This window comes from Candidatus Lokiarchaeum ossiferum (assembly GCA_025839675.1).
In the GTDB taxonomy this organism is placed as follows: Archaea; Asgardarchaeota; Lokiarchaeia; order Sigyniarchaeales; family Promethearchaeaceae; genus Lokiarchaeum; species Lokiarchaeum ossiferum.
In genome coordinates this window covers 371,035-393,578 of record CP104013.1, presented here as the reverse complement: position 1 = coordinate 393,578, position 22,544 = coordinate 371,035, and the positions used below count along the sequence as shown (strand labels likewise).

22 protein-coding genes are annotated in these 22,544 nt (G+C 32.1%); 12 read left to right on the top strand and 10 right to left on the bottom strand.

Annotated features, from left to right (window positions below; all coding sequences use genetic code 11):
• Window positions 1-237, bottom strand: coding sequence for a sulfurtransferase TusA family protein (locus tag NEF87_RS01775; protein WP_457918374.1), 237 nt, complete (start codon window positions 235-237; stop codon window positions 1-3).
• Between the two features lie 142 nt (window positions 238-379).
• Window positions 380-2,470, bottom strand: coding sequence for a hypothetical protein (locus NEF87_RS01770; protein ID WP_457918373.1), 2,091 nt, complete (start codon window positions 2,468-2,470; stop codon window positions 380-382).
• A gap of 273 nt (window positions 2,471-2,743) precedes the next feature.
• On the opposite strand from NEF87_RS01770, the gene hcp reads away from it, so the two are divergent.
• Complete coding sequence (gene hcp, locus NEF87_RS01765; protein WP_457920113.1) at window positions 2,744-4,417, top strand: hydroxylamine reductase; 1,674 nt, start codon at window positions 2,744-2,746, stop codon at window positions 4,415-4,417.
• 25 nt (window positions 4,418-4,442) lie between these two features.
• Here hcp and NEF87_RS01760 read toward each other — a convergent pair whose 3' ends face one another.
• Window positions 4,443-5,087, bottom strand: a complete 645-nt coding sequence (locus NEF87_RS01760) for a helix-turn-helix domain-containing protein (RefSeq protein ID WP_457918372.1) — start codon at window positions 5,085-5,087, stop codon at window positions 4,443-4,445.
• A gap of 193 nt (window positions 5,088-5,280) precedes the next feature.
• Between NEF87_RS01760 and NEF87_RS01755 the strand changes: the two genes are divergently transcribed.
• The 3 genes from NEF87_RS01755 (at window position 5,281) to NEF87_RS01745 (ending at window position 8,088) form a co-directional block, all read left to right on the top strand.
• Window positions 5,281-6,555 carry an Lcl C-terminal domain-containing protein gene (locus NEF87_RS01755; protein ID WP_457918371.1) on the top strand — a complete coding sequence of 425 codons (1,275 nt, stop codon included), beginning with the start codon at window positions 5,281-5,283 and terminating at the stop codon, window positions 6,553-6,555.
• A 255-nt stretch (window positions 6,556-6,810) separates the two neighbouring features.
• Window positions 6,811-7,041 (top strand): hypothetical protein, encoded by a 231-nt coding sequence (locus tag NEF87_RS01750; protein WP_371804665.1) that lies wholly within the window; start codon window positions 6,811-6,813, stop codon window positions 7,039-7,041.
• Window positions 7,042-7,173: 132 nt separating this feature from the next.
• A complete protein-coding gene (locus NEF87_RS01745) occupies window positions 7,174-8,088 on the top strand; it encodes an ATP-binding protein (protein ID WP_457918370.1) in 915 nt (304 codons plus the stop codon).
• Between the two features lie 146 nt (window positions 8,089-8,234).
• Here the strand turns inward: NEF87_RS01745 and NEF87_RS01740 are convergent, their stop codons facing one another.
• From NEF87_RS01740 to NEF87_RS01725, 4 genes are all read right to left on the bottom strand, one after another.
• On the bottom strand, window positions 8,235-8,852 hold the full coding sequence (locus NEF87_RS01740; RefSeq protein WP_457918369.1) for a hypothetical protein: 618 nt from the start codon (window positions 8,850-8,852) through the stop codon (window positions 8,235-8,237).
• A gap of 126 nt (window positions 8,853-8,978) precedes the next feature.
• Window positions 8,979-9,494, bottom strand: a complete 516-nt coding sequence (locus NEF87_RS01735; RefSeq protein ID WP_457918368.1) for a PaaI family thioesterase — start codon at window positions 9,492-9,494, stop codon at window positions 8,979-8,981.
• Window positions 9,495-9,543: 49 nt separating this feature from the next.
• Window positions 9,544-9,897 (bottom strand): nuclear transport factor 2 family protein, encoded by a 354-nt coding sequence (locus NEF87_RS01730; RefSeq protein WP_457918367.1) that lies wholly within the window; start codon window positions 9,895-9,897, stop codon window positions 9,544-9,546.
• A 115-nt stretch (window positions 9,898-10,012) separates the two neighbouring features.
• Window positions 10,013-10,855: a 4Fe-4S binding protein gene (locus tag NEF87_RS01725; protein WP_457918366.1), complete on the bottom strand. Its 843-nt coding sequence runs from the start codon at window positions 10,853-10,855 to the stop codon at window positions 10,013-10,015.
• A gap of 92 nt (window positions 10,856-10,947) precedes the next feature.
• On the opposite strand from NEF87_RS01725, the gene NEF87_RS01720 reads away from it, so the two are divergent.
• Together NEF87_RS01720 and NEF87_RS01715 are read left to right on the top strand one after the other, a co-directional pair.
• Window positions 10,948-11,595 (top strand): helix-turn-helix domain-containing protein, encoded by a 648-nt coding sequence (locus tag NEF87_RS01720; RefSeq protein ID WP_457918365.1) that lies wholly within the window; start codon window positions 10,948-10,950, stop codon window positions 11,593-11,595.
• Window positions 11,596-11,613: 18 nt separating this feature from the next.
• Entirely contained in the window at window positions 11,614-12,609 is a 996-nt protein-coding gene (locus tag NEF87_RS01715; RefSeq protein WP_457918364.1) for a tetratricopeptide repeat protein, read from the top strand.
• Between the two features lie 8 nt (window positions 12,610-12,617).
• On the opposite strand, the gene NEF87_RS01710 is transcribed toward NEF87_RS01715, so the two are convergent.
• Window positions 12,618-12,959: a cupin domain-containing protein gene (locus NEF87_RS01710; RefSeq protein ID WP_457918363.1), complete on the bottom strand. Its 342-nt coding sequence runs from the start codon at window positions 12,957-12,959 to the stop codon at window positions 12,618-12,620.
• Window positions 12,960-13,286: 327 nt separating this feature from the next.
• Between NEF87_RS01710 and NEF87_RS01705 the strand changes: the two genes are divergently transcribed.
• On the top strand, window positions 13,287-13,637 hold the full coding sequence (locus NEF87_RS01705) for a hypothetical protein (RefSeq protein ID WP_457918362.1): 351 nt from the start codon (window positions 13,287-13,289) through the stop codon (window positions 13,635-13,637).
• A 95-nt stretch (window positions 13,638-13,732) separates the two neighbouring features.
• On the opposite strand, the gene NEF87_RS01700 is transcribed toward NEF87_RS01705, so the two are convergent.
• Window positions 13,733-14,584 carry a pirin family protein gene (locus NEF87_RS01700; RefSeq protein ID WP_457918361.1) on the bottom strand — a complete coding sequence of 284 codons (852 nt, stop codon included), beginning with the start codon at window positions 14,582-14,584 and terminating at the stop codon, window positions 13,733-13,735.
• Window positions 14,585-14,700: 116 nt separating this feature from the next.
• Window positions 14,701-15,120 (bottom strand): ArsR/SmtB family transcription factor, encoded by a 420-nt coding sequence (locus tag NEF87_RS01695; protein ID WP_457918360.1) that lies wholly within the window; start codon window positions 15,118-15,120, stop codon window positions 14,701-14,703.
• Between the two features lie 122 nt (window positions 15,121-15,242).
• On the opposite strand from NEF87_RS01695, the gene arsB reads away from it, so the two are divergent.
• The 5 genes from arsB (at window position 15,243) to NEF87_RS01670 (ending at window position 22,540) form a co-directional block, all read left to right on the top strand.
• Window positions 15,243-16,274, top strand: a complete 1,032-nt coding sequence (gene arsB / locus NEF87_RS01690; protein WP_457918359.1) for an ACR3 family arsenite efflux transporter — start codon at window positions 15,243-15,245, stop codon at window positions 16,272-16,274.
• Between the two features lie 45 nt (window positions 16,275-16,319).
• Window positions 16,320-18,083, top strand: coding sequence for a methyltransferase domain-containing protein (locus NEF87_RS01685; RefSeq protein ID WP_457918358.1), 1,764 nt, complete (start codon window positions 16,320-16,322; stop codon window positions 18,081-18,083).
• Window positions 18,084-18,099: 16 nt separating this feature from the next.
• On the top strand, window positions 18,100-18,393 hold the full coding sequence (locus NEF87_RS01680; protein ID WP_457918357.1) for an ATP-binding protein: 294 nt from the start codon (window positions 18,100-18,102) through the stop codon (window positions 18,391-18,393).
• A 15-nt stretch (window positions 18,394-18,408) separates the two neighbouring features.
• Window positions 18,409-19,815, top strand: coding sequence for a cation diffusion facilitator family transporter (locus tag NEF87_RS01675; RefSeq protein ID WP_457918356.1), 1,407 nt, complete (start codon window positions 18,409-18,411; stop codon window positions 19,813-19,815).
• A gap of 79 nt (window positions 19,816-19,894) precedes the next feature.
• Window positions 19,895-22,540 carry an ATP-binding protein gene (locus NEF87_RS01670; protein WP_457918355.1) on the top strand — a complete coding sequence of 882 codons (2,646 nt, stop codon included), beginning with the start codon at window positions 19,895-19,897 and terminating at the stop codon, window positions 22,538-22,540.
• Window positions 22,541-22,544 lie beyond the last annotated feature (4 nt).

Below are 22,544 nucleotides of genomic sequence, written 5' to 3'. Positions count from 1 at the left end.
TTATTTTCGCCGAATCCATATCGTTTTTATCCCACTATTTTCAATTTCTTGAATAACATCTCCTAAATCTTGCTTTTTCACAGACTTGGGAACATTTGAAAACGCAGATCTAAAATCGAGGATTACTTTCAGTACCTTGCCCGTTGCTAAATTCTCTAAAGCAACTTTAGTATAGACGAATGTCATGGGGCATTGCCTTCCTCGTAGATCTAATATTTGATCTTCCTTGAAATCCATTATTCAAAACACTTATGCTTTCTAAATAAAGCTGTCGTTTGAAATATATAATAAGAAAGTACCCTTAACTTATCTAAAATTCATCTTCCAAAAAAATGGGCACCATTTAGATGTTAAATTAAAAATTGATGAATTACATTTGTTAAATTAAATCTTTGGTTAATTTGGTAAGAACATGATTACTAATGTCTATCAATTTTTTTTGGGTTAGTTCAGATGCATCCTCTAACATAGATATTTCCTCTGAGAACACAAGTTCCATTTGCTGACGATCCAAGAATAAATGCTTGAAATCCTCTGGAAAGATCAAAGTAAATAAGAAATATGCTTTTCCAGCTTGTCGGAAAGATTTTTGAGAACCATCTTTAATTCTCACAGCATAAACCATCGCCCTTAAGTTTTCCCCCCCAAAAGGTAAAAATCCAAATAACCCTTCATGATATTTATGACCTTGTCCTAAAGCTGAAGCATATAATGCACCGCTCAAAATTAGATCTTTATGCCAATGAGTGTCATAAGGATCTAAATTGTCTGCTAAAACAACATCTGGGCCTTTAATTTCATCAACTTTAAATAATACAAGATGAATTTTGTTTAAATCCTCAGATTTTAAGCTTTTCTGATTAAAAGTTCGAGTTGCACTTTTAATTTCATCAATCGCGATCTGTAGATAGAAATTATTGGATATATTTTTATCATCATCTTCTTTTTTTATCTTAAGCTTTCTTGAAGAAAAAGCATAAGATTCTTTGGAAATTCTAACTAAATTTGGAATGTTATACTGCTCTGCCAATGAAATTGCTTCTTCAAATATTAATTTGACTTTATCACCATTTTTTTCACAACTATAAAGCATCCCTTGAATGATTAAAGAGTTGATTAATTTTGGAATCAAACCTTTTCCGCGTGAAAGATCAATTGATTTGGTAATATAATACATTGCTTTATCAAAATTATCACTACTTGAATCTTTTTGAAATTTATTAAGATAAACTAAAGTTAGAAGGAGTAACGTATTAATCTGCAATCCGAGGTTATGTTTAGATTCTGAAATCCAGTTTGCTCTTGTTAAATTCATTTTTGCCTCATCCAGTTGTTGTAATACCAATTCTTTTCGAGATTTTTGAATCAATATTTTTGCAAAATCTATATCAGATTTTCTTTTCCATGCATATTGATCAGCATCTTGCAGGTAACTATTTGCTTGATCGAAATTTCTAAAACCTAAACTGATTTCAGAAAGTGAAGTTAGAACTTCAACAGCAAAATCGGTGATATTGAATTCCTTTATAATCTTAAGCGCTTCTAACAAAAATTCTTTGGCTTTTGGTGTATTTCCTTTCATCATCCAATATAATGAATACTTGTAAAGAGTTTCTTCTTTAGATCGGTATCGCTGAGTAGATTCAAGCATTTTCATAGATTTTTCAAAATGAATTTGAGCACTTTGTAAATCTCCTAAATTCATAAAATAATTGGCATAGCCTCCTAATAGAACTGTATGAAGGTTATAATATTGGTATTTCTTGGCTATAGCAATCCCTCTAAGAAATGCATTTTCTGCTTTCTTCATTTCTCCTGTCAATAAATAACTTTCTCCAAGATTTGCCAAAGTCACACAAATACCTCTTGTTGCGCCTATTTCATTGAATAATTTATTTGCTTTCTCATAAAAAGCAGTAGTTTTTTCAACATTACCTTCGGACTCATAGAAACACCCACAACTATTAAAAAGTCGTGCTTTTTGCATAGTTGATACCCTTTTATCGTTAACTTTCTCAATATTTTCATCAAATAAATTTCTTGCCTCATCAATTTGGGCGTTTAAATATAGAACATAGGCTAAAGTGGTTCTGGTTTTAATTTCTTCATCTTTTTTTTCCAAACTTAGAAATATATTTAGAGCTTCCTTCGCTAATTTTATCGATTTATCCAATTTTCCTTCATTCATTGAAAAATTGCTTATTTCATGGAGAACTTCTGCGAGTTCAAATTGATATCCCATTTTCTCGGAAATTGATTTTGCTTCTAAGAATAACTTCCTTGCTTCCTCATTCTCTCCTTTCTTCTCTTTAATAGATCCCAGTTTAATATTATATCTCACAATTTGTTGTTGATTTGTATCTTGAAGAAGTAATTTTTCGTAAATTTTTTCCGCTTCAATTGGATCTGTTAGATATAACTTCTCCGCTTTTTCATATAATTCCAAAATTTTTTTGGGATCTAAAGGCATAGCAATAATATTTCTAGAGAAGGTAAAAAGTTTGGTTTTAAGAAGAAATCCAATTTTTCCAAAATATGTGGGCTCGTTTCAGGAAAAATCCTACCTGAAAATAAAAAAACTGATTTTAATTTATAATAATTTAATACTTTTCACTTATTCGTTATTCAAGATTTGGCATTTCCGAACATGTTCGTGTGATAATTCTTCATTTTTTGAAGGTAGAGATCACTTGAAGAATTCTTTACTAAATTGAATTCGATGGAGCATGAAAATAAAATGAAAATGTTTTGTTACCAATGCCAAGAAGCTTCTGGAGGCAAAGGATGCACGGTAAATGGCATTTGCGGAATTAAGGCCGATGTTGCAAATCTCCAAGATTTATTAATATACAATCTCAAAGGATTAGCCTATTGGCAGACAAAAGCACGAAATCTTGATTTACAGCAAAGTGAGATTTCGCATTATATAATCAAAATTTTGTTTGCAACTATTACAAATGCAAATTTTGATTTAGATTGGGCTTTAATTAAATTAGCAGAAGGTTTAAAATTAAAAGAAGACATGAAATCTCTTTTCTTAAAGGAGTTCTCCAAGAAAAATAATGAAGAATTTTCTGAAAATATTCCTGAAGCCGCTAATTGGAATGAAGAAGTAAATATTGAAAGTTTAAATCATTTAACGGAAAAAGGATATGCAGTAAATCAAAATGCAATAGCCAATGAAGATATTAGAGCTTTAATTTCACTTGTTTTATATGGTCTTAAGGGAATTGCGGCTTATGCAGATCATGCTCTTCCCCTTGGATATGAAAATACCGAAATTTGGAAATTTATAGAATCCGCTTTAGCAACGATGCTACGAACTGATTTAACTATAGATGAATTACTCAAACTCGTAGATGATACAGGGGCTTTTGGAGTTAAAGTGATGGCTTTATTAGATCAAGCAAATACCACAACTTACGGACACCCTGAACCAACAGATGTTAATCTTGGAGTTGGGAATAAGCCTGCAATCTTAATAACAGGCCATGATTTGCTAGATCTTTATGAATTATTGCAGCAAACTGAAAAAGAAGGAATAGATATTTATACTCATGGTGAAATGTTACCCGCAAATGCTTATCCTGGTTTAAAAAAGTTTAAACATCTGGTGGGAAATTACGGAGGTTCATGGTGGCATCAAACGAAAGAATTTGAATCTTTCAATGGGCCGATTCTATTTACTACCAATTGTTTAGTTCCACCAAAGAAATCTTATAAAGATCGTGTTTTTGTGACCGGAAATGTCGCTTTTCCAGGAACAAAACGGATCGCTGAACGTGAAGATGGTAATCCTAAGGATTTTTCTGCAATTATTAAAATGGCCAAAAAATTAAATCCTCCGATAGAATTAGAAACAGGTACAATTCCAATAGGATTTGCTCATAATTCTGTGCTTTCTGTAGCTGATAAAATTGTTGATGCTATAAAATCAGGTGCAATTAAGCGTTTTGTTGTCATGGCAGGATGTGATGGTAGAATGAAATCAAGAAATTATTACACCGACGTTGCTGAAAAACTACCTAAAGAGACGATTATTTTAACTGCAGGCTGTGCCAAATTTCGTTACAATAAATTAAATCTTGGGGATATTGGAGGAATTCCACGAGTTTTGGATGCTGGACAGTGTAATGATTCCTATTCTTTAGCAGTTATTGCGTTAAAACTTAAAGAAGTTTTTGAAATGGACTCTATTAATGATTTACCTTTATCCTTTGATATTGCATGGTATGAGCAAAAGGCTGTAATCGTTCTATTAGCATTACTTCACTTGGGTGTTAAAAATATTCGACTGGGACCAACCCTTCCATCATTCCTCTCCCCAAATGTCGCAAAAATTATTATTGAAACCTTTGGATTAAAAGGAATCACTACTGCTGAAACCGATGTTGCAGCGATAATGACTGGGCAATAATACCTTACACTTTTTTTTTATTATTTTATCCAATATATCCTAAGAGTTTGTTGTGAATTCTTTGTAACATCGAAGATAGTGATGATTTTGCAATATCTAAATTCTGAGCTAGATCCGTAAGGGTAATTTTCCGAGGAACATCATAATATCCCGCCTTTTTTGCTTCTTGAAAAATGAAGAACTGCCGTGATGTCAATTCTTCCTTCAACAAATCTTCTGAAAAATGCCCAATACTTTTAATTTCAACTGATATTCCTTTAGAGGTAAGATCGTCAATAAATTTGTCTATATTTTCGCGGGTGCTTGAAATAATAAATTCAGCAATTCCATTGGCAATTTTAAAAGGAAGTTGAACTAAAATTAAATTTTTTACAATAGACATCAATAAAAATTGATCGTTTGTTTGTGTATTTATTGAAATGAAGGATTCATTTTGTTCCATTATTGAATATTTTACTAAAGAAGGATGAGTATCTAATTTAGGCAGTATTTGGGATGGCTTATGACCAGTTATAGTGATTAGAGAGTTGCCTATAAATGGATCATGACTAATTGGGACAAAGGCTTTAATTTCAAATTGAAAATAGGGAAATTCCCGGCTTAATTCCCCTAACCATAATTTGTTTGGAAAAGTAATAAGTAATTTCGAAGTCGTACTCGAACCAACCATAGGAAAACTAACTTCTTGTTGATTGATAATTTTTTGGTTTTGAGGTAATTCATTTTCAAAATTGAAAAATAATTTTTTAACATACTATTTCTAACAGAACAAAGGTCAACTAGTATAGACCAAAGGTTAAACATGGTTTATATATCGTACTTTACTTCTTCCGAATAGCAGTAATCTTAGGAAATGAAAATTTATGGATCCAAAATATCGTAAAGTAGCTTTAATTAGCTTACTTAGTGTAGTTATTATTATTTCTGCAGTTGTTGTTGGCTTACTCTATAATGGTGCAAAGGATGCAGAAGTATCTAATACTGTGGTTGAAAAAACAAACAATTTCTCATATGCGATTGTTGATACTGGCCAGACCACGTTCTTTGGAAATCTTGAGTCGATTTTAGAACCATCTCTAGGAGATGATTTTTATGGGCAAGATGCTCAATATACTCGATTTTCCGCATCTTATGTAGATAATGAAGATGGAACAGTCACCGACTTGAACACAGGATTAATGTGGCAACAAGATCCTGGTGAAAAAATGACTTATGATGATGCTGTGAGTGGGGCAGATAGTTTCGTATTATCTCAATATGATGATTGGCGTTTGCCAACTATAAAGGAATTATATTCTCTAATTCTCTTTACTGGAGAAGATCCTAGCGGGGAAGAAGGTGATGATACATCAAATCTCGTGCCTTTCATCGATACCGATTATTTTGTCTTTGAATATGGGGATACTGCAAATAGGGAACGAATTATTGATGCTCAATATGTGAGTAGTACAGTTTATGAAAGTACCACTATGGATGGAGCTGAAACAGTCTTTGGAGTGAATTTCGCGGACGGAAGAATAAAAGGATATGGGACTGGAACAATGCCAGGTCAGCCAGATGGAAAGCTTTTTACCGTTATGTATGTGCGAGGAAATCTTGAATATGGTCAAAATGAATTTATTGATAATACCGATAAGACGATAACCGATAATGCCACCGGATTGATGTGGGCACAAGAAGATAGTGGTGAATCAATGCTTTGGGAAGATGCTTTAGCTTGGGTTCAACAAAAAAATGCTGAAAACTATTTAGGATATAGCGATTGGTGCTTACCGAATGTTAAAGAATTACAAAGTATTGTGGATTATTCTAGATGCCCAGATACTACAGATTCTGCAGCCATTGATCCTCTCTTTAATTGCACGATCATAACCAATGAACTAAATGTTGATGATTATGCTTTCTATTGGTCAGGAACAACTCATGCATCCTCAAATGGGCTTGGAGCAAATGCTGCGTATGTCGCATTTGGTGAATCCTTAGGATACATGGATGGTGAATGGCAGGATGTGCATGGTGCTGGCTCCCAACGAAGTGATCCTAAGGTAGGAGATCCCGATGATTATACTGAAGGTCATGGGCCACAGGGAGATTGCATTCGAATTTTGAATTCTGTTCGGCTTGTGAGAATAGTATAACATCTCTTTTTTTTTTTTAATTTCCATATCAAAGTCAATTTTAGTTTAACTCTGCCAATAGTTTTATTATGCATTGATTCTCTTAGTAATGAGAAAATTCATTAATTTCTCCATTTGTTTTAATCGAATTAAAGTTGTTATTATATTTTATAATTCTCATTGAATTTATATGGCTTAACCATATATAGCTGAACTACTTAATTTCAATAAACAAAACAGTTTTTTAATATACGTGAGTTTAAGAGGGAAAAAAAAATGAGTAAAGAAAAAAACATTCTATCAAAAAAGGAAGGAGCGTCAACAGAGTCCATTTTTGACCAAATTATTAATTATAGAGATGTTATCAGCACCGCTATGGAACAACCTCCGATGTTATTGGAAGAACACTTGATTATGTTGTTGAAGAACTCTGATCCGAACATCCAAAAATTTGCCCAAGATAATTTGACTCTAATTAAAAAAGATATTCGCTTATTTTATGAGTAATTGTTCTTTTTGACTGCCTTATTAAAGGTTAAGAAAAGTTCTTTTTGGATTTTATAAAAAAAATCCGAATCCGTTCGTACAAGCTATCAAGTTGAATCCACATTTTAAATGAAGTAGGTACTGGTGGTTACAATGAAACGTCAAATTATTAACATTAATCAAAAATTATGTAATGGATGTGGTGCTTGCATTCCTAATTGTCCCGAAGGAGCAATTCAAATAATAGATGGAAAAGCTCGGTTAGTCAGCGATTTATTTTGTGATGGATTGGGTGCATGTCTAGGACATTGTCCTGAAGGGGCAATTACAACAGTTACTCGAGAAGCAGAAGCGTATAATGAAAAAATAGTTATGGCAAATATTGTAAAACAAGGAGTAAATACGATTAAAGCTCATCTTGAACATCTAAATCATCACGGTGAATCAGAACTCTATAATCAAGCCATTGAATATTTAAATGAGAATAAAATCGTAGTTCCCAATATTTCCAAGACAGATGAACCAACTTGTGATTGTGGCTCTGCAGATGTTCAAGAAAAATTTAATAATAAACTATCAAATCAAGTAAAAATTCCGAAAATCGTGTCGGGATGTCCTGGATCTTTAAGTCGAATGTTAAACCCCATATCTACTTCAGAAAGTATACTTGAAACAAGTTCTCAAGCCTCACAAAGATCAGAACTTCGGAATTGGCCAATTCAGATAAATTTACTTCCATTACAAGCGAAATATTTTAATGATTCGGATGTATTGTTAGCTGCGGATTGTGTAACTGCAAGTTATCCAAATTTCCATAGAGAATTTGTCAAGGATCATACTTTGATGATTGGTTGTCCAAAATTGGATGATTCTACCCATTATATTGAAAAACTTGCGAAAATATTTGAATTAAATGCTATTCATTCTCTCCACGTGGTTATTATGGAAGTCCCATGTTGTTCCGGATTATTGCGGATTGCAAAAATGGCGCTAGAAAAGGCTGGAAAAGGTCCAAAAATACCCCTTCGAATCACAGTTGTAACGACAAATGGTCAAATAAAACAATAATTCTCATGGGGTTTCTATTATTCTTAATGAAAATTCCAAACAATATTAGATAATGAATTAAATGGTCTATAATTCCAAATATTTTTTTTTTTTGGCCAAATAAATGAAAAATAAATTTAAACTTTAAAAAATGGGAAAAATTCATATTATTTTTTAATTTTCTCAATAAAGCTATACTTATTTTTATATCCCAAATACATTATAATGCTTAGTATGATGTAGAGAAGTGCTCTGCCATTTTCATTCAAAATTCCTGAGGAATGGAATATAATTGTAAGAATTTGGGAAATTAAAAATCCAAATAATGGTGATAATGGCGCTTTAATTAGATAATAAATTAAAAATCCAATAGATATTACAGTGATAATGCCATTTATGATCAATATTATTATTTGAAACTCTATGTCTGTAATTATTTCAATCATCATGAGTATTAAACCAAGAGTAAATCCACTCAATACTATGATTCGAGCAATTTTAATGTTGTATTCCAAATGTGCCTGAATTGCAAATGTGGCAGCTAATAAGGAAGAACTCATTGTAATTGCAATCACAAGTGAATAAGAAGTAAACGATTCATCTGCAAAATCAGATATAAATAGAAATATGATTGCTATTATAAAGAACATGTGATAAATGATGAAATATGTCTGAATTTTCTTGGAATCTTCATTACTTTCACTTCGTCTTTTTAGAAAATGATAAATGTTTAAAGAAGACGCAGCAATACCTATTAAAACTAGTACTACAAATAAGAATGTCATGGAACTCATATGGTTTTGATGAATATAAATAAGATCATCCTTTTTTTCATTTTATGAATGATTATTTTATTTTTGCATAGTTTTTGCAAAAAGAAATTATCAAAATGCTGTCAAATTTGTCGAACTTTAGTTTTGTTCAAAATTTTTAACAAAATCCACTTCTTTTGTGGTCACTAAAAGATTAGAATGACCACTCGCAATTACTCGATTATCAGGACCGCGAATTTCCGCTTGAGCATTTACAATTTTATTACCTTCTCGAATTATTTTGCTATAACACGTAATTTCTTCATCAACCTTCACTCGGCCAAGATAATTCACTGTAATATCAATTGAAAGATGAAAACCTGGAAATCCTAACGTAAAACAAGCAATTCCAATTAATTCATCAATAAGTGCACATTGAAGCCCTCCATGCAAAATTCCGGTTGGATTTGCCATCTCTGGCCTTAATTGATACCTTGCAGAAACTTCTCCACGATCGACAGACAGCAATTTTCCATTTAGCCATTGACTAAAAGGTGCCACGGGAAGATTAGCCATTGGCATACCTAAGCCTGTTTTTAACATAGCTATATTTTTTTTTGAAAGATTCTCTAGTTCTTCTTCGGTGGGTCGATCTTGACATATTTCTTTAGGCATATCTGGCTAAAAGAACAAATCACTTAAAAAAATTTGTTAGTCTTGCATTTTATTTCACAAAATCCCATAAAACATCTACAATTTTCCATTCGCCTTGAATGAACACCATATGAAGATAATCGACAAATTTATCTGAGATTATCTTAACTGAAGCAATATTGTTATAATAATCCAAAATAGTTACTTCTTTCTTACCTTGATTAATATCATCGATTTTCCCTCTTCCTTCCTCGGTCGCTTCAATCATCCAAGGAGTATTTACATCCCAAATTTCTTGTGGGGATACGAATCTTCTTTTAACCAATTTCGAATGTAATGCTTTTTCCATCCGCTTACTATCCGCTGAATACCATCCTTCAACATAGTTTAAAGCTGTTTTTTTAATTTTCTCTTCAATCTTCATTGAAATCACTACATTGTATTTATTTTTTTGAACCGCTAATAATATGATGAGGTTGGAAGTAAAATAAAACTCTCTCCACAAGGAAATAAAGGAAAAAAGATCTTTTAGTACCGATTTATTTTGTTTTATAGACAATTGCATTTTGAGGGCAAATTTCTACACAACGGTTGCAAAGATAGCATTCACCCTTCTTAGAATCAAGCTCAGCTTCTTGAGTAGGACAAATTTTTTCACATAACCCACAATCAGTGCAATCCTCCGTTCTACATAGGACAAATTTACTAAATCTGCTTGTAAATCCTGCAATTGTGCCAAAGGGGCAAAAAAGTCGGCACCAAGGACGATATACTAATATACTTGTAATAATTATGATACCGAGCAAAACTGCCGGTATTACAATCATAGGGAATAAGGGATTTGCAAAAATCTGCAATCCAATAAAAATATTTAAATATTGTATAACTGATGCTCCCCAAATAATTCCTGCTCCAATAAACAGAATAAAATAACCTAAGCGAATATAACTGGCAATTTTGGAGTTCAATGGAATAGTTTTTTCTTTTTTTTGAGCTTTTAAACTTGTTTTAAATTGGATTTTTGACATTATTTCTTGGATGGCTCCCAATGGGCATGCATAACTGCAAAATATGCGTCCAAATAAAATTGTGGTGACAATTAACACCAATAGGATAACAGCTAATGGTAGAAGTTGTTGTAAGGGTGCGTTCATGTTTATCCCAACTGCGATATTCTGAATTGGAAAAACAGGGTTTGGCATTGCACCGAAAATTAACCCAGTGACAATAAAAGATACTGTTAAAATTGCTATTGATAAGAGTTTAGTGAGTTTTTTGGTAAATAGCAGAATCAAAGAAATTGCCATTGCAAGGATCCAGACTAAAAAAACAGGAATCATTTTTGCAGGTTCTAAAACATGTAAATGTGCTTGAAATATCATAAGAATCAAAACAACTAAATTTTGGTTGAAGATAACAGTTTACCCTTATAGGTGCGGTATTCTTTTAAATGAATAAACATTAAGTTTTTCAAATGGAAAATGATATTGTTCAAACTTCTTTCTCTTTTTCTATTCCAGATAAGAAATGGTTGTATAATTTTAGCTGTAAGTTTTCAGATCTTAACTTCTACATTCTTTCTCTTCTTCCCTTAGCAAGTAATAAAGGCAATTGCTTAATGCAAGTTAAGGGTATGAGAAATCACATCTTTTTTGAAGAATTTGAGAAGTATTATGATTCCAATCAATATGTATTTCTCCATAAATCTGCAAATTATTTACTTTTTAACGTTAAAATGAAGAATCCTTGGTTTTTGAAGGCTATTATCCAATCAGATTTAATTCTTCACTATCCTATTAGAATAAAAAATGGAATTATTAATATTAAATTAATCGCAGAACGAAGTAAGATAGATAATCTATTTATGAAGTTTGAAGACCAACTAATGGCATATTCTATTGAATATATACGACACTATAATTCTAAACCAGTTTTAACAACAAAACAAGAGAATGTTCTGCAAGTTTTACTTAAAGGGGGCTATTACGAAATTCCTAGGAGATCTTCGTTATCTATCTTTGCAAAATCCTTAAATATATCACCTACATCATTATCTGAAATGATACGCAGAATTTCCCGAAATTTAGCAAATAATTATTTTCAGAAGAAAAATAAAAAGTGATGTATTCAAAAAATATTCATGGATTCTTTTGATGAAATTGAACTAAAATCTTCACAAAATTATAGCACTAGTCCAAAATTAACAAATTTTCTTAAAAAAACTCAAAATCTCTACTATCAAGGTCATCTACTTGATGCATTAAAATTATTTTCCCAAAATGAAAATCTTTTTCTCATCTCATTAATCCATCCTTTAGATCGTGTTAAATTTCTTTTGGAATATGGTAAATTGCTAGTGATTAACATCCGAAATTATCAACCAATAGAATTTTCAATTTTAAAATTAAAGTCTGCTTTAGATCTCCTATTACAGTTTCAAACTCAGCATCCTAAAATATCAAATAGTAATGACCAAATTATTTTCTCATTACATGCTATAATATTGGATTATATTGGTTTTGCCCATTATTTTGATGCTTTCAAAAAACCAGAAAGGAATTTTGAAGAATCTATTGTTTGGATAGAAAAAAGTCTAAAAGTTCAAGAAACCTTACATTTGAATGAAATTCTTTCGGAGACATTATTCCATCGAGGTTTAATTTATGAGTTTTCGCAAAATTTCGAGGAAGCAGAATATTTCTATAAAGAAAGTTGTAGATTAGGATCAAAACTTCGAAAATCCTATGCTTTTCGTCATCTTTCGAACTTGGCTCTAAAGCAAAGTAAAATTGAAAAGGCTACTGGATTTATGAAACAAGCCCTCGATTTACGGCAAGAAATAAATTTCATATTTGGTGTTGCCTATACTCATTGGGGTTTAGGAAATCTCTATGTCTTATCAAATAAATCAAGTTTAGCCCTGAAGCATTATGAAGAAGCAATATCAATTTCAACTCGCATTAATGATTATCGGTGTTTGATGTTCGTTTTTGACTCTCTTGGTGATTATTACGTTAAACGGGGTGAATATAGATACGCAATTGAAGCTTATCAAAGCGGGAAGGAGACTGCTTCTATCATAAACCATCAAGCAAATATGGAGAATTTTAGAAAAAAAATAGTTGAAATCTCCTAGGAGATCTATTATAACAACTTAGTTTCTGAAGTTGGCTTAGGTGTTTTAACCACTAACACTCGGAAATTGGCTTCATCGTGATTGTTTCTTAAAAGATGGACAATTTTCGCTGGACTAAAAACAATATCATCTTTTTTTACTTGTTCAACTTCTTCTCCAATTTTAACTTCCCCTTCCCCATCTAAAATATAAAAAAACACATCCACGGGGGTGATATGTGGAAGTAATGTTTCATGGGGTTTAATATCGAGCATTATCACCAGAGCATGTTTGAAATCGAGTAATTTTCTAGCACTTACCTTATGAGGATTTTTCATTTCAGGGGCATCAAAAGCATTAATCGTTTGCATGATTATCAGTTGTACTATTATCCAGAGAGATTAATAACTATGTACGAACATGTTCAAATTTTATTGAAACTAAAAAATTTTTGGTTGATATAATATGTATCTCTGAATTCATTTTTTTTAGGGAATAATTTTTTTCTTTCTATTGTAATATTTTTACTTAATTTTGACCTATTTTAGGGGAGATAACGCCACTTTTCTTTTTCTGCCGATAAAATTCGATAAACCCTATTTATTAGATATAAGAAATTAGATTCGAAGTATTTATATAGTTGATATCTATTAATATCAAGTAATCATTTACAATAATTAAAATATGAGGTCTTAGATATGGCATCGGATTTGAAGAAACCGAGTAAAGCATCGAGAATAAATAGTGCGCTTTCTAGCGGGAAAAAATTTAGATTTTGTGAGTCTTGCGGTTCTATTTTGTTACCAAAACCCCGAACTCAAAGTCTGTTTTGTAAAACTTGTAATGTAGATTTTCAGTTAAATTCTGAAAATGAGCTCGAACCATATAAAAAGAAAGGGAAGGTTCCTCCAGTTAAGAAAAAAAGTCATATCCAAAAGACTAAAACTATTATTGTTGAGGAAAGTGATAGGAAGAAAAGAAATCCTTCAATCACGGATGAAGATCGTGAAGCCTTAGAAGATCTGTTCGAAGCTCCAGAAGAAGAATAAGATTTTTTATTTTTTTTATATCTTCTAATGACTAAATCCATGAAAAAATTAAACAAATATCAATTAGATTATTATTCTGTTATGCAAGGGGATATTTACTTTTTATGCTTTAGGAATGTTCCCTCCCGATATTCTTTGAAAGCAATGGCAAGTTCATCATCCGTGTTCATTACTATTGGACCATACCACGCAATAGGCTCATTTATCGGTTTGCCACTAATGAGTAAGAATCTTACAGAATTTTCCTTTGTTCGAATTTTAACTTCAGTTCCTTGATCCCAAAGAATTAGGTGATCTTTTCCAAATTGCTCTTCTGACTCATCTGAAAAAAGACCTTCTCCTTCCAAGATATAAGCAAAAATCGTGAATTTTTCATTGAGTTCATACCTAAATTCTGAATTTGGGTTGACAGTAATATCAAAATACGAAGGTTGTGTGATAATATCTTGAACCGGACCTTTCAACCCTTGGTATTCTCCACAGATAACTTTTACAAAAAAGGCATCCGTTTCCAATGTTTTCATATCACACTCTTGAATATCACGATACCTGGGATCCATCATTTTGTGAGTTGATGGTAAATTTGCCCATAGCTGGAATCCCCACATCAACCCATCTTCTTGACATGGCATTTCGGAATGCACGATCCCATTCCCGGCGGTCATCCATTGAACATCTCCTGATTTAATTATTCCTCCGTTTCCCATGCTATCTTTATGCTTCATTTCTCCGTGAATCATATAGGTGATAGTCTCAATTCCTCGATGAGGGTGTGAAGGAAATCCCTTAATATAATCATTAGGATTATCGGAATGAAAATCATCCAATAATAAAAATGGATCATATTTCTCTGGAGAAGTGTTACCAAATGCTCGTTTTAATCGCACTCCCGCTCCTTCCATCGTTTGTTGGCTTTTCGTAATCTCCTTAATTTTTCTTATCGTCATAGGCATCATTTTATTTTAAGGAATAAGGATAAATCTACAATTATAAAGGAATTGTATGAGTTTCATAACTAAAATTACTCAATTAATAATAAAATTCTTGTCTCAGATGAAAAGAGTTAATCGAAAGCTCCCATCCAATTTGAGATATCTGCCACCCATTCACGCCATGAATTTTGGAATTTTTCAAATTGGGAATGAACCAGTGAGTAATGGCTAAATTTACCGACTTTCCGCGCTTGAATCAAGTTACTTGATTCCAATATTCTTAAATGGTGCGATATTGCCGGTTGGGATTTTTGTAAAATCGCTTCCAATTCGCACACGCAGCGATCTTTGGATTTAAGCATATCTAAAATCAAAAATCGTTCTTTATTTCCAAAGGATTCTAACAGTGAAATGAGCTGAATATTTCGAGGATTTTGATAAAATTGCTTTTTTAATTCCACTAAATTATTGTAATATTGTTGAGGATCACCGAAGGATTCACAACTAGCTAACGTTTCAACGATTTTTTCTTCCCTTGATTCAGAAACCATAATCAAATTAGATAGGTAATACATAAAAAAAAATCTTTACATATTCATATTTACAAATACAGATAAAAAATTTTTTATTTGACATTCTTTTTCAATAATTATACAATTAGAAAGTGACACGTATGGTAGAACAAGCAGAAGGAAAAAAAATTAGCTTTTTTGAAAAATTTCTTGCAATCTGGGTTGCTTTATGTATTCTCGTAGGGATTTTACTTTCAGTAACTATTCCGGGAATTGGAGAAACATTAAATTCATGGGCTATAAGGGGAATTTCCATCCCTATTGGAGTATGTCTTTTTTTAATGATGTATCCAGCGATGCTAAACTTACAAGTTTCCGAGTTAAAAAAACTCAAGAACAATCCAAAACCCATTTTTTTGACCCTTTTATCAAATTGGATCGTTGCACCATTGGTGGGCGCTTTACTTGCGTGGATTTTTGTAAGAGACCAACCTCAATTGATTGTGGCCGTAATATTGTTGAGTTCAAGCCCATGTACTGCTATGGTCTTAGTTTGGGGATCGATGGCAGAAGGTAATCAAGAACAAAATGTTGTAAATACAAGCTTGAATACAGTAACCATCATATTTCTATATGGTCCCGTAGTAGCACTTTTAACTGGTATTCAAAATATACAAATTGATAGAGGGCTTTTGATCATTTCTGTGTTAGTTTTTATAGGTTTACCTTTAATACTTGGTGTGGTATCTAAGAAACTATTGATTAAATTTAAGGGAGAAGATTGGTTCCACAATACTTATCGCCCTATCATAGGGAAAATATCGATTTTCGCACTACTCATAACATTGGTGGTCCTATTTTCATTAAATGGAACGGTATTGCTTGAAAATCCGGAACTCCTTTGGCAAGTTTCCATTCCGCTATTATTAGGTTTTATAATCGTTGTGGGATACAATTTGCTGGTGACAAAATTATTCAAGTTAAAATACCGTCAAGCCATTATATCAGTTATCATCGGTTCTTCCAGCCATTTTGAAATTGCAATAGCAACAGCCGTTGCAATGTATGGGGTTGGATCTATTGCTGCTTTAGGTACAACAATGGGTCTATTTTGGGAAGTTCCTATAATGCTTGGTTTAGTTTTCCTTGGAAAATATTTAAGGAAAAAGCATTTTTGGGAATCGGAAGAATAATTTTTTCTTTGTTTTTTATTATCAAATTTTTGGAGCATTAAGAAAATGGCAGTCGTGTACATGAAAAAGCTGGAAAATGAGCCTGAAACGTATCATGCAAAATTCACTTCACTTACTAAAGGAGTAAATATTCTAATTCAAGATAGGATTGTTGAAAATATTCATGAGAGCGATAGAATTTTAGAAATAGGATGTGGTCCCGGAATTCTTGCAAAGCGGATGGCAAGTCAAGGATGTGAAGTAACGGGTTTAGATATCAACCCTAAGATGATCAAAACCGCTCAAAAATTGAATGATCAAAAGAACCTACAATTACAATTCTTTCAAGGAAATGCCTTAACTTTAGAAAAAAGCGCGTTACTTGATAGTCAACCAACTTTTATCCTTAAATCTCCTCTCTCAATTACTTTAACTAAAAATTCGACTGCCAATACCCCTATCAAAAAGGTGTCTACAGAGGAAAAATATACAAAAATTGTAAGCACATTTATGTTATCGGAATTACGCCCTTTAGAGCAACAAATTTTTCTTCGAAATGCTTGGAAAAAACTTCATAAGGATGGAGAGATGTTCCTTGCGGCTGAATTTGTTCCAAAAAGACTTGCAAGGGTTAAATTTAATATTGAACGATGGTATTTTAAGAAAAAAATGAAACGAACAAAAACAACAACAAATCCATTAAAAAATTTTACAAAATATCTGAAACCAATTGGATTTACCTTAAAGAACCATATTTCATGGAAAAACGGAGCAATACAATTACTTCATTTGCAAAAAGTACAGAAGAAAGATCAAATCGAACCGGGATACTACACACCACCCCAAAAATCATTTAAAGGGATAGAAGCGTGGCTAAGATCTATGCGTTGTCTCTTAACTGGTCAAGTTGATCATGTACCTATTGAACCAGGAATATATAAGTCTGGAAGTCCAAATAAAACTTCTCCTATTTTAGTTACTGCAAATTATGATTATACTTACATAAAATTGATGCAAAAAATCAAGCATACTGATGCTTGGGTGCTTTGCGTGGATTCAAGAGGAATTAATGTGTGGTGTGCTGCTCGAGGGAATGATTTTGGAAATCAACAAATTATTGAAGCAGTTGAAGCTACAAACATTTCTCAAGTAACTGATAGTCGGAAATTGATTTTGCCTCAGCTTTCAGCAGGCGGCGTTGCTATCCCTGAACTTCCAAAAAAGAATTCTAAATTTCCATTTACTGTTGTTTATGGTCCTGTTTGGGCTAAAGATACTGAGGACTACTTGAAATTAGTTGGGCCAAAAAAAAAACCAGAAAAAATGAAACGAGCGCATTTTTCATTGAAGCATCGATTTCGAGCCGGTATTACCCATACCATGTTTCTCTATCGGAAAATCTTCCTTTCTCGGTTAATTCTTTTTGCTATTCTAATGGGTCTTCTTCCTTTCATACGTGCATGGTGGTTTTTGGGAGAATTTTTACTTTATGTACTGATAATAAATGCTATAATTACCTTCGGTTATCCATTATCTACATTTACTCGGAATTTTATTCTCAAAGGCTTCTTTTTTGGAATCATAAATATCATCATTATTAGTCTATTCAGTGGGATTTTCCATGGTTCTTTTATTTTTCCGCTTTGGAATATTATTTTGGTCTTATGGCTATCTATTTTTTCAACAATGTCGTTTAGTGGTTATACTTTTGACACAGGACCAAATGAAATCGAACTACAGTATGATAATTATCAAAAAATTAGCCGTGTATTATTAATTGGAGGCGTAGGTTTATCTTTGGTGGGTCTTTTTTTATTCATACGGAATTAAAACATAGGTAATTTCAATGGAAATAACAAGTATTAAATCTGAAAATCCCAAAAGTGGATTGAAAATTTACATCGATCTTAACAAATGTATCGGTTGTGGAATGTGTGATGATGTTTGTCCTTTTGGATTACCTGAACGTAATGATTTAGGGAAATATGAGATTTTACGCGTAGATCTTTGCACTGAATGTAGTGCTTGCAAACGTAATTGTCCAACTCAGGCAATTATTATGGAAGAACGGCAAGGTTGTGGCTGTTTATGGGATGTCAAAGCCCGTAAAAGTGGCAAAGATAGTTGTTGTGATTGCTAATAAAGGTGTTTTATTGTGGAAGAAGATAAACAAGTCTCATTATTATCAATATCGTTAGTATTATCCGTTTTTCTAATTAAAATCACAGTAAGTTTTTTTACTAACTCAATTTCGTTCCTTGCAGAATTATCCGATTCAATTATGGATTTTGCTGCAGTTTTAATCACTTTTATAGCTCTTAAAGAGAGTAAAAAACCAGCAGATAATGAACATATGTTTGGTCATTATAAAGTAAATTCTGTGGCTGGATTTATTCAGTCATTTATGATTATAGGTCTTTATTGCTTTATCTTAGTAAAGGCAATTTCAACTTTAATAAATATTGATGAATATCGACCAGATAACAGTCTTGTTGCTGCTATTTCTTTGGGAGTTGTTGTAGTCATAGTTTTTTTTGTATCCCAAAAAGTTGTATCTATCGGGAAAAAAACAAATAATCAAGCAATAATTGCTCAAGGATTGAATTTTAGAGGAGATTTTTATCGCAATATATCTGTTATTATTGGTTTGATAATTTCTTCTTTTGGATTAGCTCTATTAGATCCAATAATCGCAGGAATTTTCTCTATTATCTCCATTGTAGACGGAATCAAAGTTTTACGTCAAAGCTTCAATGAATTAATCGATGCAAATGCGATTAATGATGATTTAGTTGAAGAAATTATGATTAAAATCAATGAAATTGATGGTGTAAATCATATTGATTCATTAGCATTGAAAACTGCAGGTAACTATTTGGATGCCACAGTTTCAATATGTTTAGATGAGCAATATTCGGTATTACACGGAAATGCGATTTCAAATCAAATCCGATCAACAATAACAGAGGCTTGTTCAGGGTTTGATTGCAATATATTTATTCAATTTAATATTAATGATCCATCAAAGAGCATCAATTATTTCGATGAAATCCGGGAACATGTCAAACAGGATGAAAAAGAATATAATATTCATAATATTATAATCGATCGGTTTAAAAATGTCCTTCTCGTTCAATATCACATTAAATTAGCCCCAGATTTAAATTTAGTCAAAGCTCATTCGTTGGCAACCAATGTTGAAGAATCTATTTTGAAAAGACTTCAGAAATTTTCCGAAGGGAGAGAAATCCAAGTTATATCGCATATAGAACCTGCTGAACGAAAGGAAAAAAGTCATTCCCATTCATTTGAACAAATTGAGCGAGATGATGTTAGATCCTTTTTGAACGCTTTAATTCTTCAAAATTCTATGATCCATGGATTTCATGACTTAAAAATCATTGAAGATAAAAATGAATTCACTCTCATCGTTTCCATTACTCTTAAACCTTCTTTAACCGTAGAGATGGCTCACAATATAGCAGAAAAATTTGAATATGATCTTCATTATGCTTTTAATAATTTAGATCATTGTCTTATTCATACTGAACCTCAAGAATAGACCTTCGATAACTATTAAGGCTAAATTTGTTAATATTTTTTTAGGGATATTTCTAAATTTAGATAATCAAAGGGATCATATGAGCAAAGCAAAAAAAAGATTGAAATTGTTTAAATCACGTAGATATACAATTTTCCAGAAATTTGTTTTTTTAGGCATTATACCCGTGATGATTATTTTCTCTTTAACTTATGTTGATTTTATGATTCGCTATAGGACACTACGTATTGAAGATGAAGAAGTGATCATGACTGAAAAATTGGAAAATTCTGCAGAAAATCTTGACGGTTTACTTTCTAAAATAGAAATGATTCCAAAATCTGTTGCGCTTAATCCTATAATCAGAAATATTCAAGAAACATTATTTCCCAATTATTTTGAAGAAATATTAAATATATATCCAGAGATCCACAATATATATGCCGCTTATCAAAATGCAGGAAATTTGACGGTGACTTATAGAAACGATTCTAAAATTCAAACTGATATTCATCCTCCCACCCATTATGTAGGCGTGGGGGAACAATGGTATGATTTACCCATTGAACAGAAAAAATTTGTTATTCAAGATGCTTATTTCGATGAAAATTTTATGAAAGTGTGGATGGTATCCTTTTTAAATCCAGTCTATGATTATAATCAAACTTTGATTGGGATGGTTGGCTGTGACATAACACTTGATAAACTCTATGAATTAGTTGACAAACTTACGATCGATAATGAGTGTACTGCTTTTGTTTTACAAGACTCTGATATAATTCTTGCAATCCAAAATTCCTCATATTATGGACGAAAGTTCGAAGAATATGCTCAAGAAAACTCTGAAAGTGCATTAAACTCATTAATATCAAATTTGGAAAGTAATTCCGAAAATCCATTTTCAGGAACCTATTTGGATTCTTCTAAATCTGAAAACTATTTATATTGCGTTCAATTAAGAAATCCCAATATTGATTGGAAATTATATATTTCCGTTCCAACCTCGGTTATTTTAGAAGATGTAAACCAAATAATTATATACTTATCGGGATTGGGCGTATTTTTATTGATTATTGTTGGTATGCTTTTGTATATGTTATCTCGTTCTATTTCAAAACCAATTAATTCTCTAGTACATATTACAAAGAAAATTGCTGCAGGAGATTTAGATGACAAAATTGAAATTCGGTCTTCGGGGGAAATTCAAGAATTAATTATAAATTTCCAAAAAATGGTCTTTCATATTCAAGCACAAATATCACATTTACAATATATTTCTGATTGGTCTCCCACTCCTATAATGATGATTTCAAAGGAAGGGAAAATCGAATATATAAATAAAAGATTCTTAGAAGTTTATGGCTATAATTTATTTGATATTCCTGATTTAACTGCTTGGTTTCCTAAAGCCTATCCAGATCCAGAATATCGAGAAGTTGTGACTAATGAATGGAAAGAACATGTTGATAACAAAAAATTTATTCTTGAAAAACCAATCCATTTTTTTGTTACTGCAAAATCAGGAGAAAGAATCTATACTGGATTTAGGCTAATGCATCTTGAAAATGGAGGACAATATTTAACTTTAGAAAATGAAACGGAACGGCAGAAACAAGAAGAAGAACTTCTGCGTAATCAAAAGATAGAATCCATTTCTTTGCTGGCTGGTGGAATCGCTCATGATTTTAATAATATCTTGATGGGTTTATTGGGAAATATTAATCTTCTGCAGTTGGAAGATAATTTGCCCGCAGAACACGTAGAAATTTTATCCCAACTCGAAAAAGCGGTATTACGTGGCAGTGGATTAACCAAACAGTTATTAACTTTTTCGAAAGGGGGAACTCCTGTAAAGAAAATCCAAAAAATTAAACCTCTCTTAATGGACTCTCTAAGTTTTGTTATGACAGGGTCAAATTCAGTTTATGAATTAGATGTTGAAGATGATCTTCCTAATGTTAATATAGATGCAGGTCAAATAAGTCAAGTTTTAAATAATTTAATCATCAATGCTCAACATGCCATGCCAAATGGTGGTATTATCGAAGTAACTGCTAAACTTGTTCATCTTGATAACAATAATGAAAAAAGTGCTAAATCAGGAGATTTTATTGAAATTGAAATCTCTGATCATGGCTGTGGAATTCCGCAAGAAAATCAAAAAAAAATATTCTCACCATATTTCACAACTAAATCAAAAGGAAATGGTTTGGGACTCGCGACTGCTTTTGCCATATTAAAAAAACACGATGGTTTTATTCATTTTGTAAGCGAAGTTGAGAAGGGAACTTCATTTTTCATAAATTTGCCTGTTAGTTCTGACAAACCCTTAAAATCAGAAGAGATTCATTTTTCAAATAACAATTTTGTTGGAAGAGTCTTAATACTCGATGATGACTTAATAATCCTGAAATCTGTCTCGCGATTACTTAATAAACTTGGATTTCATGTGGATCAAGCAATTGATGGGGAAATTCTTATTGAGAAATATTTATTCGCGCTAAAAACAGAAAACCCCTACGATTTCATAATTACAGATTTAACTATACCTGGTGGAATGGGTGGTAAAGAAGCGGTAGAAATACTACAAAAAAATGATCCTGCAATTAAAGCAGTTGTGTCAAGTGGCTATTCTAATGATCCTATCTTAAGTAATTATCAGCAATATGGATTTATTGCCGCATTACATAAACCCTATACTGTTCGCGAGTTATCAGCGATCATTAATTCAATTTTAAACAAATAAAAAA

Bases quoted from the DNA above. Each gene is read 5' to 3' on its own strand.
- NEF87_RS01775 (WP_457918374.1), bottom strand. From the start codon at position 237: ATGGATTTCAAGGAAGATCAAATATTAGATCTACGAGGAAGGCAATGC.
- NEF87_RS01770 (WP_457918373.1), bottom strand. From the start codon at position 2,470: ATGCCTTTAGATCCCAAAAAAATTTTGGAATTATATGAAAAAGCGGAG.
- hcp (WP_457920113.1), top strand. From the start codon at position 2,744: ATGTTTTGTTACCAATGCCAAGAAGCTTCTGGAGGCAAAGGATGCACG.
- NEF87_RS01760 (WP_457918372.1), bottom strand. From the start codon at position 5,087: ATGGTTGGTTCGAGTACGACTTCGAAATTACTTATTACTTTTCCAAAC.
- NEF87_RS01755 (WP_457918371.1), top strand. From the start codon at position 5,281: ATGGATCCAAAATATCGTAAAGTAGCTTTAATTAGCTTACTTAGTGTA.
- NEF87_RS01750 (WP_371804665.1), top strand. From the start codon at position 6,811: ATGAGTAAAGAAAAAAACATTCTATCAAAAAAGGAAGGAGCGTCAACA.
- NEF87_RS01745 (WP_457918370.1), top strand. From the start codon at position 7,174: ATGAAACGTCAAATTATTAACATTAATCAAAAATTATGTAATGGATGT.
- NEF87_RS01740 (WP_457918369.1), bottom strand. From the start codon at position 8,852: ATGACATTCTTATTTGTAGTACTAGTTTTAATAGGTATTGCTGCGTCT.
- NEF87_RS01735 (WP_457918368.1), bottom strand. From the start codon at position 9,494: ATGCCTAAAGAAATATGTCAAGATCGACCCACCGAAGAAGAACTAGAG.
- NEF87_RS01730 (WP_457918367.1), bottom strand. From the start codon at position 9,897: ATGAAGATTGAAGAGAAAATTAAAAAAACAGCTTTAAACTATGTTGAA.
- NEF87_RS01725 (WP_457918366.1), bottom strand. From the start codon at position 10,855: ATGATATTTCAAGCACATTTACATGTTTTAGAACCTGCAAAAATGATT.
- NEF87_RS01720 (WP_457918365.1), top strand. From the start codon at position 10,948: ATGGAAAATGATATTGTTCAAACTTCTTTCTCTTTTTCTATTCCAGAT.
- NEF87_RS01715 (WP_457918364.1), top strand. From the start codon at position 11,614: ATGGATTCTTTTGATGAAATTGAACTAAAATCTTCACAAAATTATAGC.
- NEF87_RS01710 (WP_457918363.1), bottom strand. From the start codon at position 12,959: ATGCAAACGATTAATGCTTTTGATGCCCCTGAAATGAAAAATCCTCAT.
- NEF87_RS01705 (WP_457918362.1), top strand. From the start codon at position 13,287: ATGGCATCGGATTTGAAGAAACCGAGTAAAGCATCGAGAATAAATAGT.
- NEF87_RS01700 (WP_457918361.1), bottom strand. From the start codon at position 14,584: ATGACGATAAGAAAAATTAAGGAGATTACGAAAAGCCAACAAACGATG.
- NEF87_RS01695 (WP_457918360.1), bottom strand. From the start codon at position 15,120: ATGGTTTCTGAATCAAGGGAAGAAAAAATCGTTGAAACGTTAGCTAGT.
- arsB (WP_457918359.1), top strand. From the start codon at position 15,243: ATGGTAGAACAAGCAGAAGGAAAAAAAATTAGCTTTTTTGAAAAATTT.
- NEF87_RS01685 (WP_457918358.1), top strand. From the start codon at position 16,320: ATGGCAGTCGTGTACATGAAAAAGCTGGAAAATGAGCCTGAAACGTAT.
- NEF87_RS01680 (WP_457918357.1), top strand. From the start codon at position 18,100: ATGGAAATAACAAGTATTAAATCTGAAAATCCCAAAAGTGGATTGAAA.
- NEF87_RS01670 (WP_457918355.1), top strand. From the start codon at position 19,895: ATGAGCAAAGCAAAAAAAAGATTGAAATTGTTTAAATCACGTAGATAT.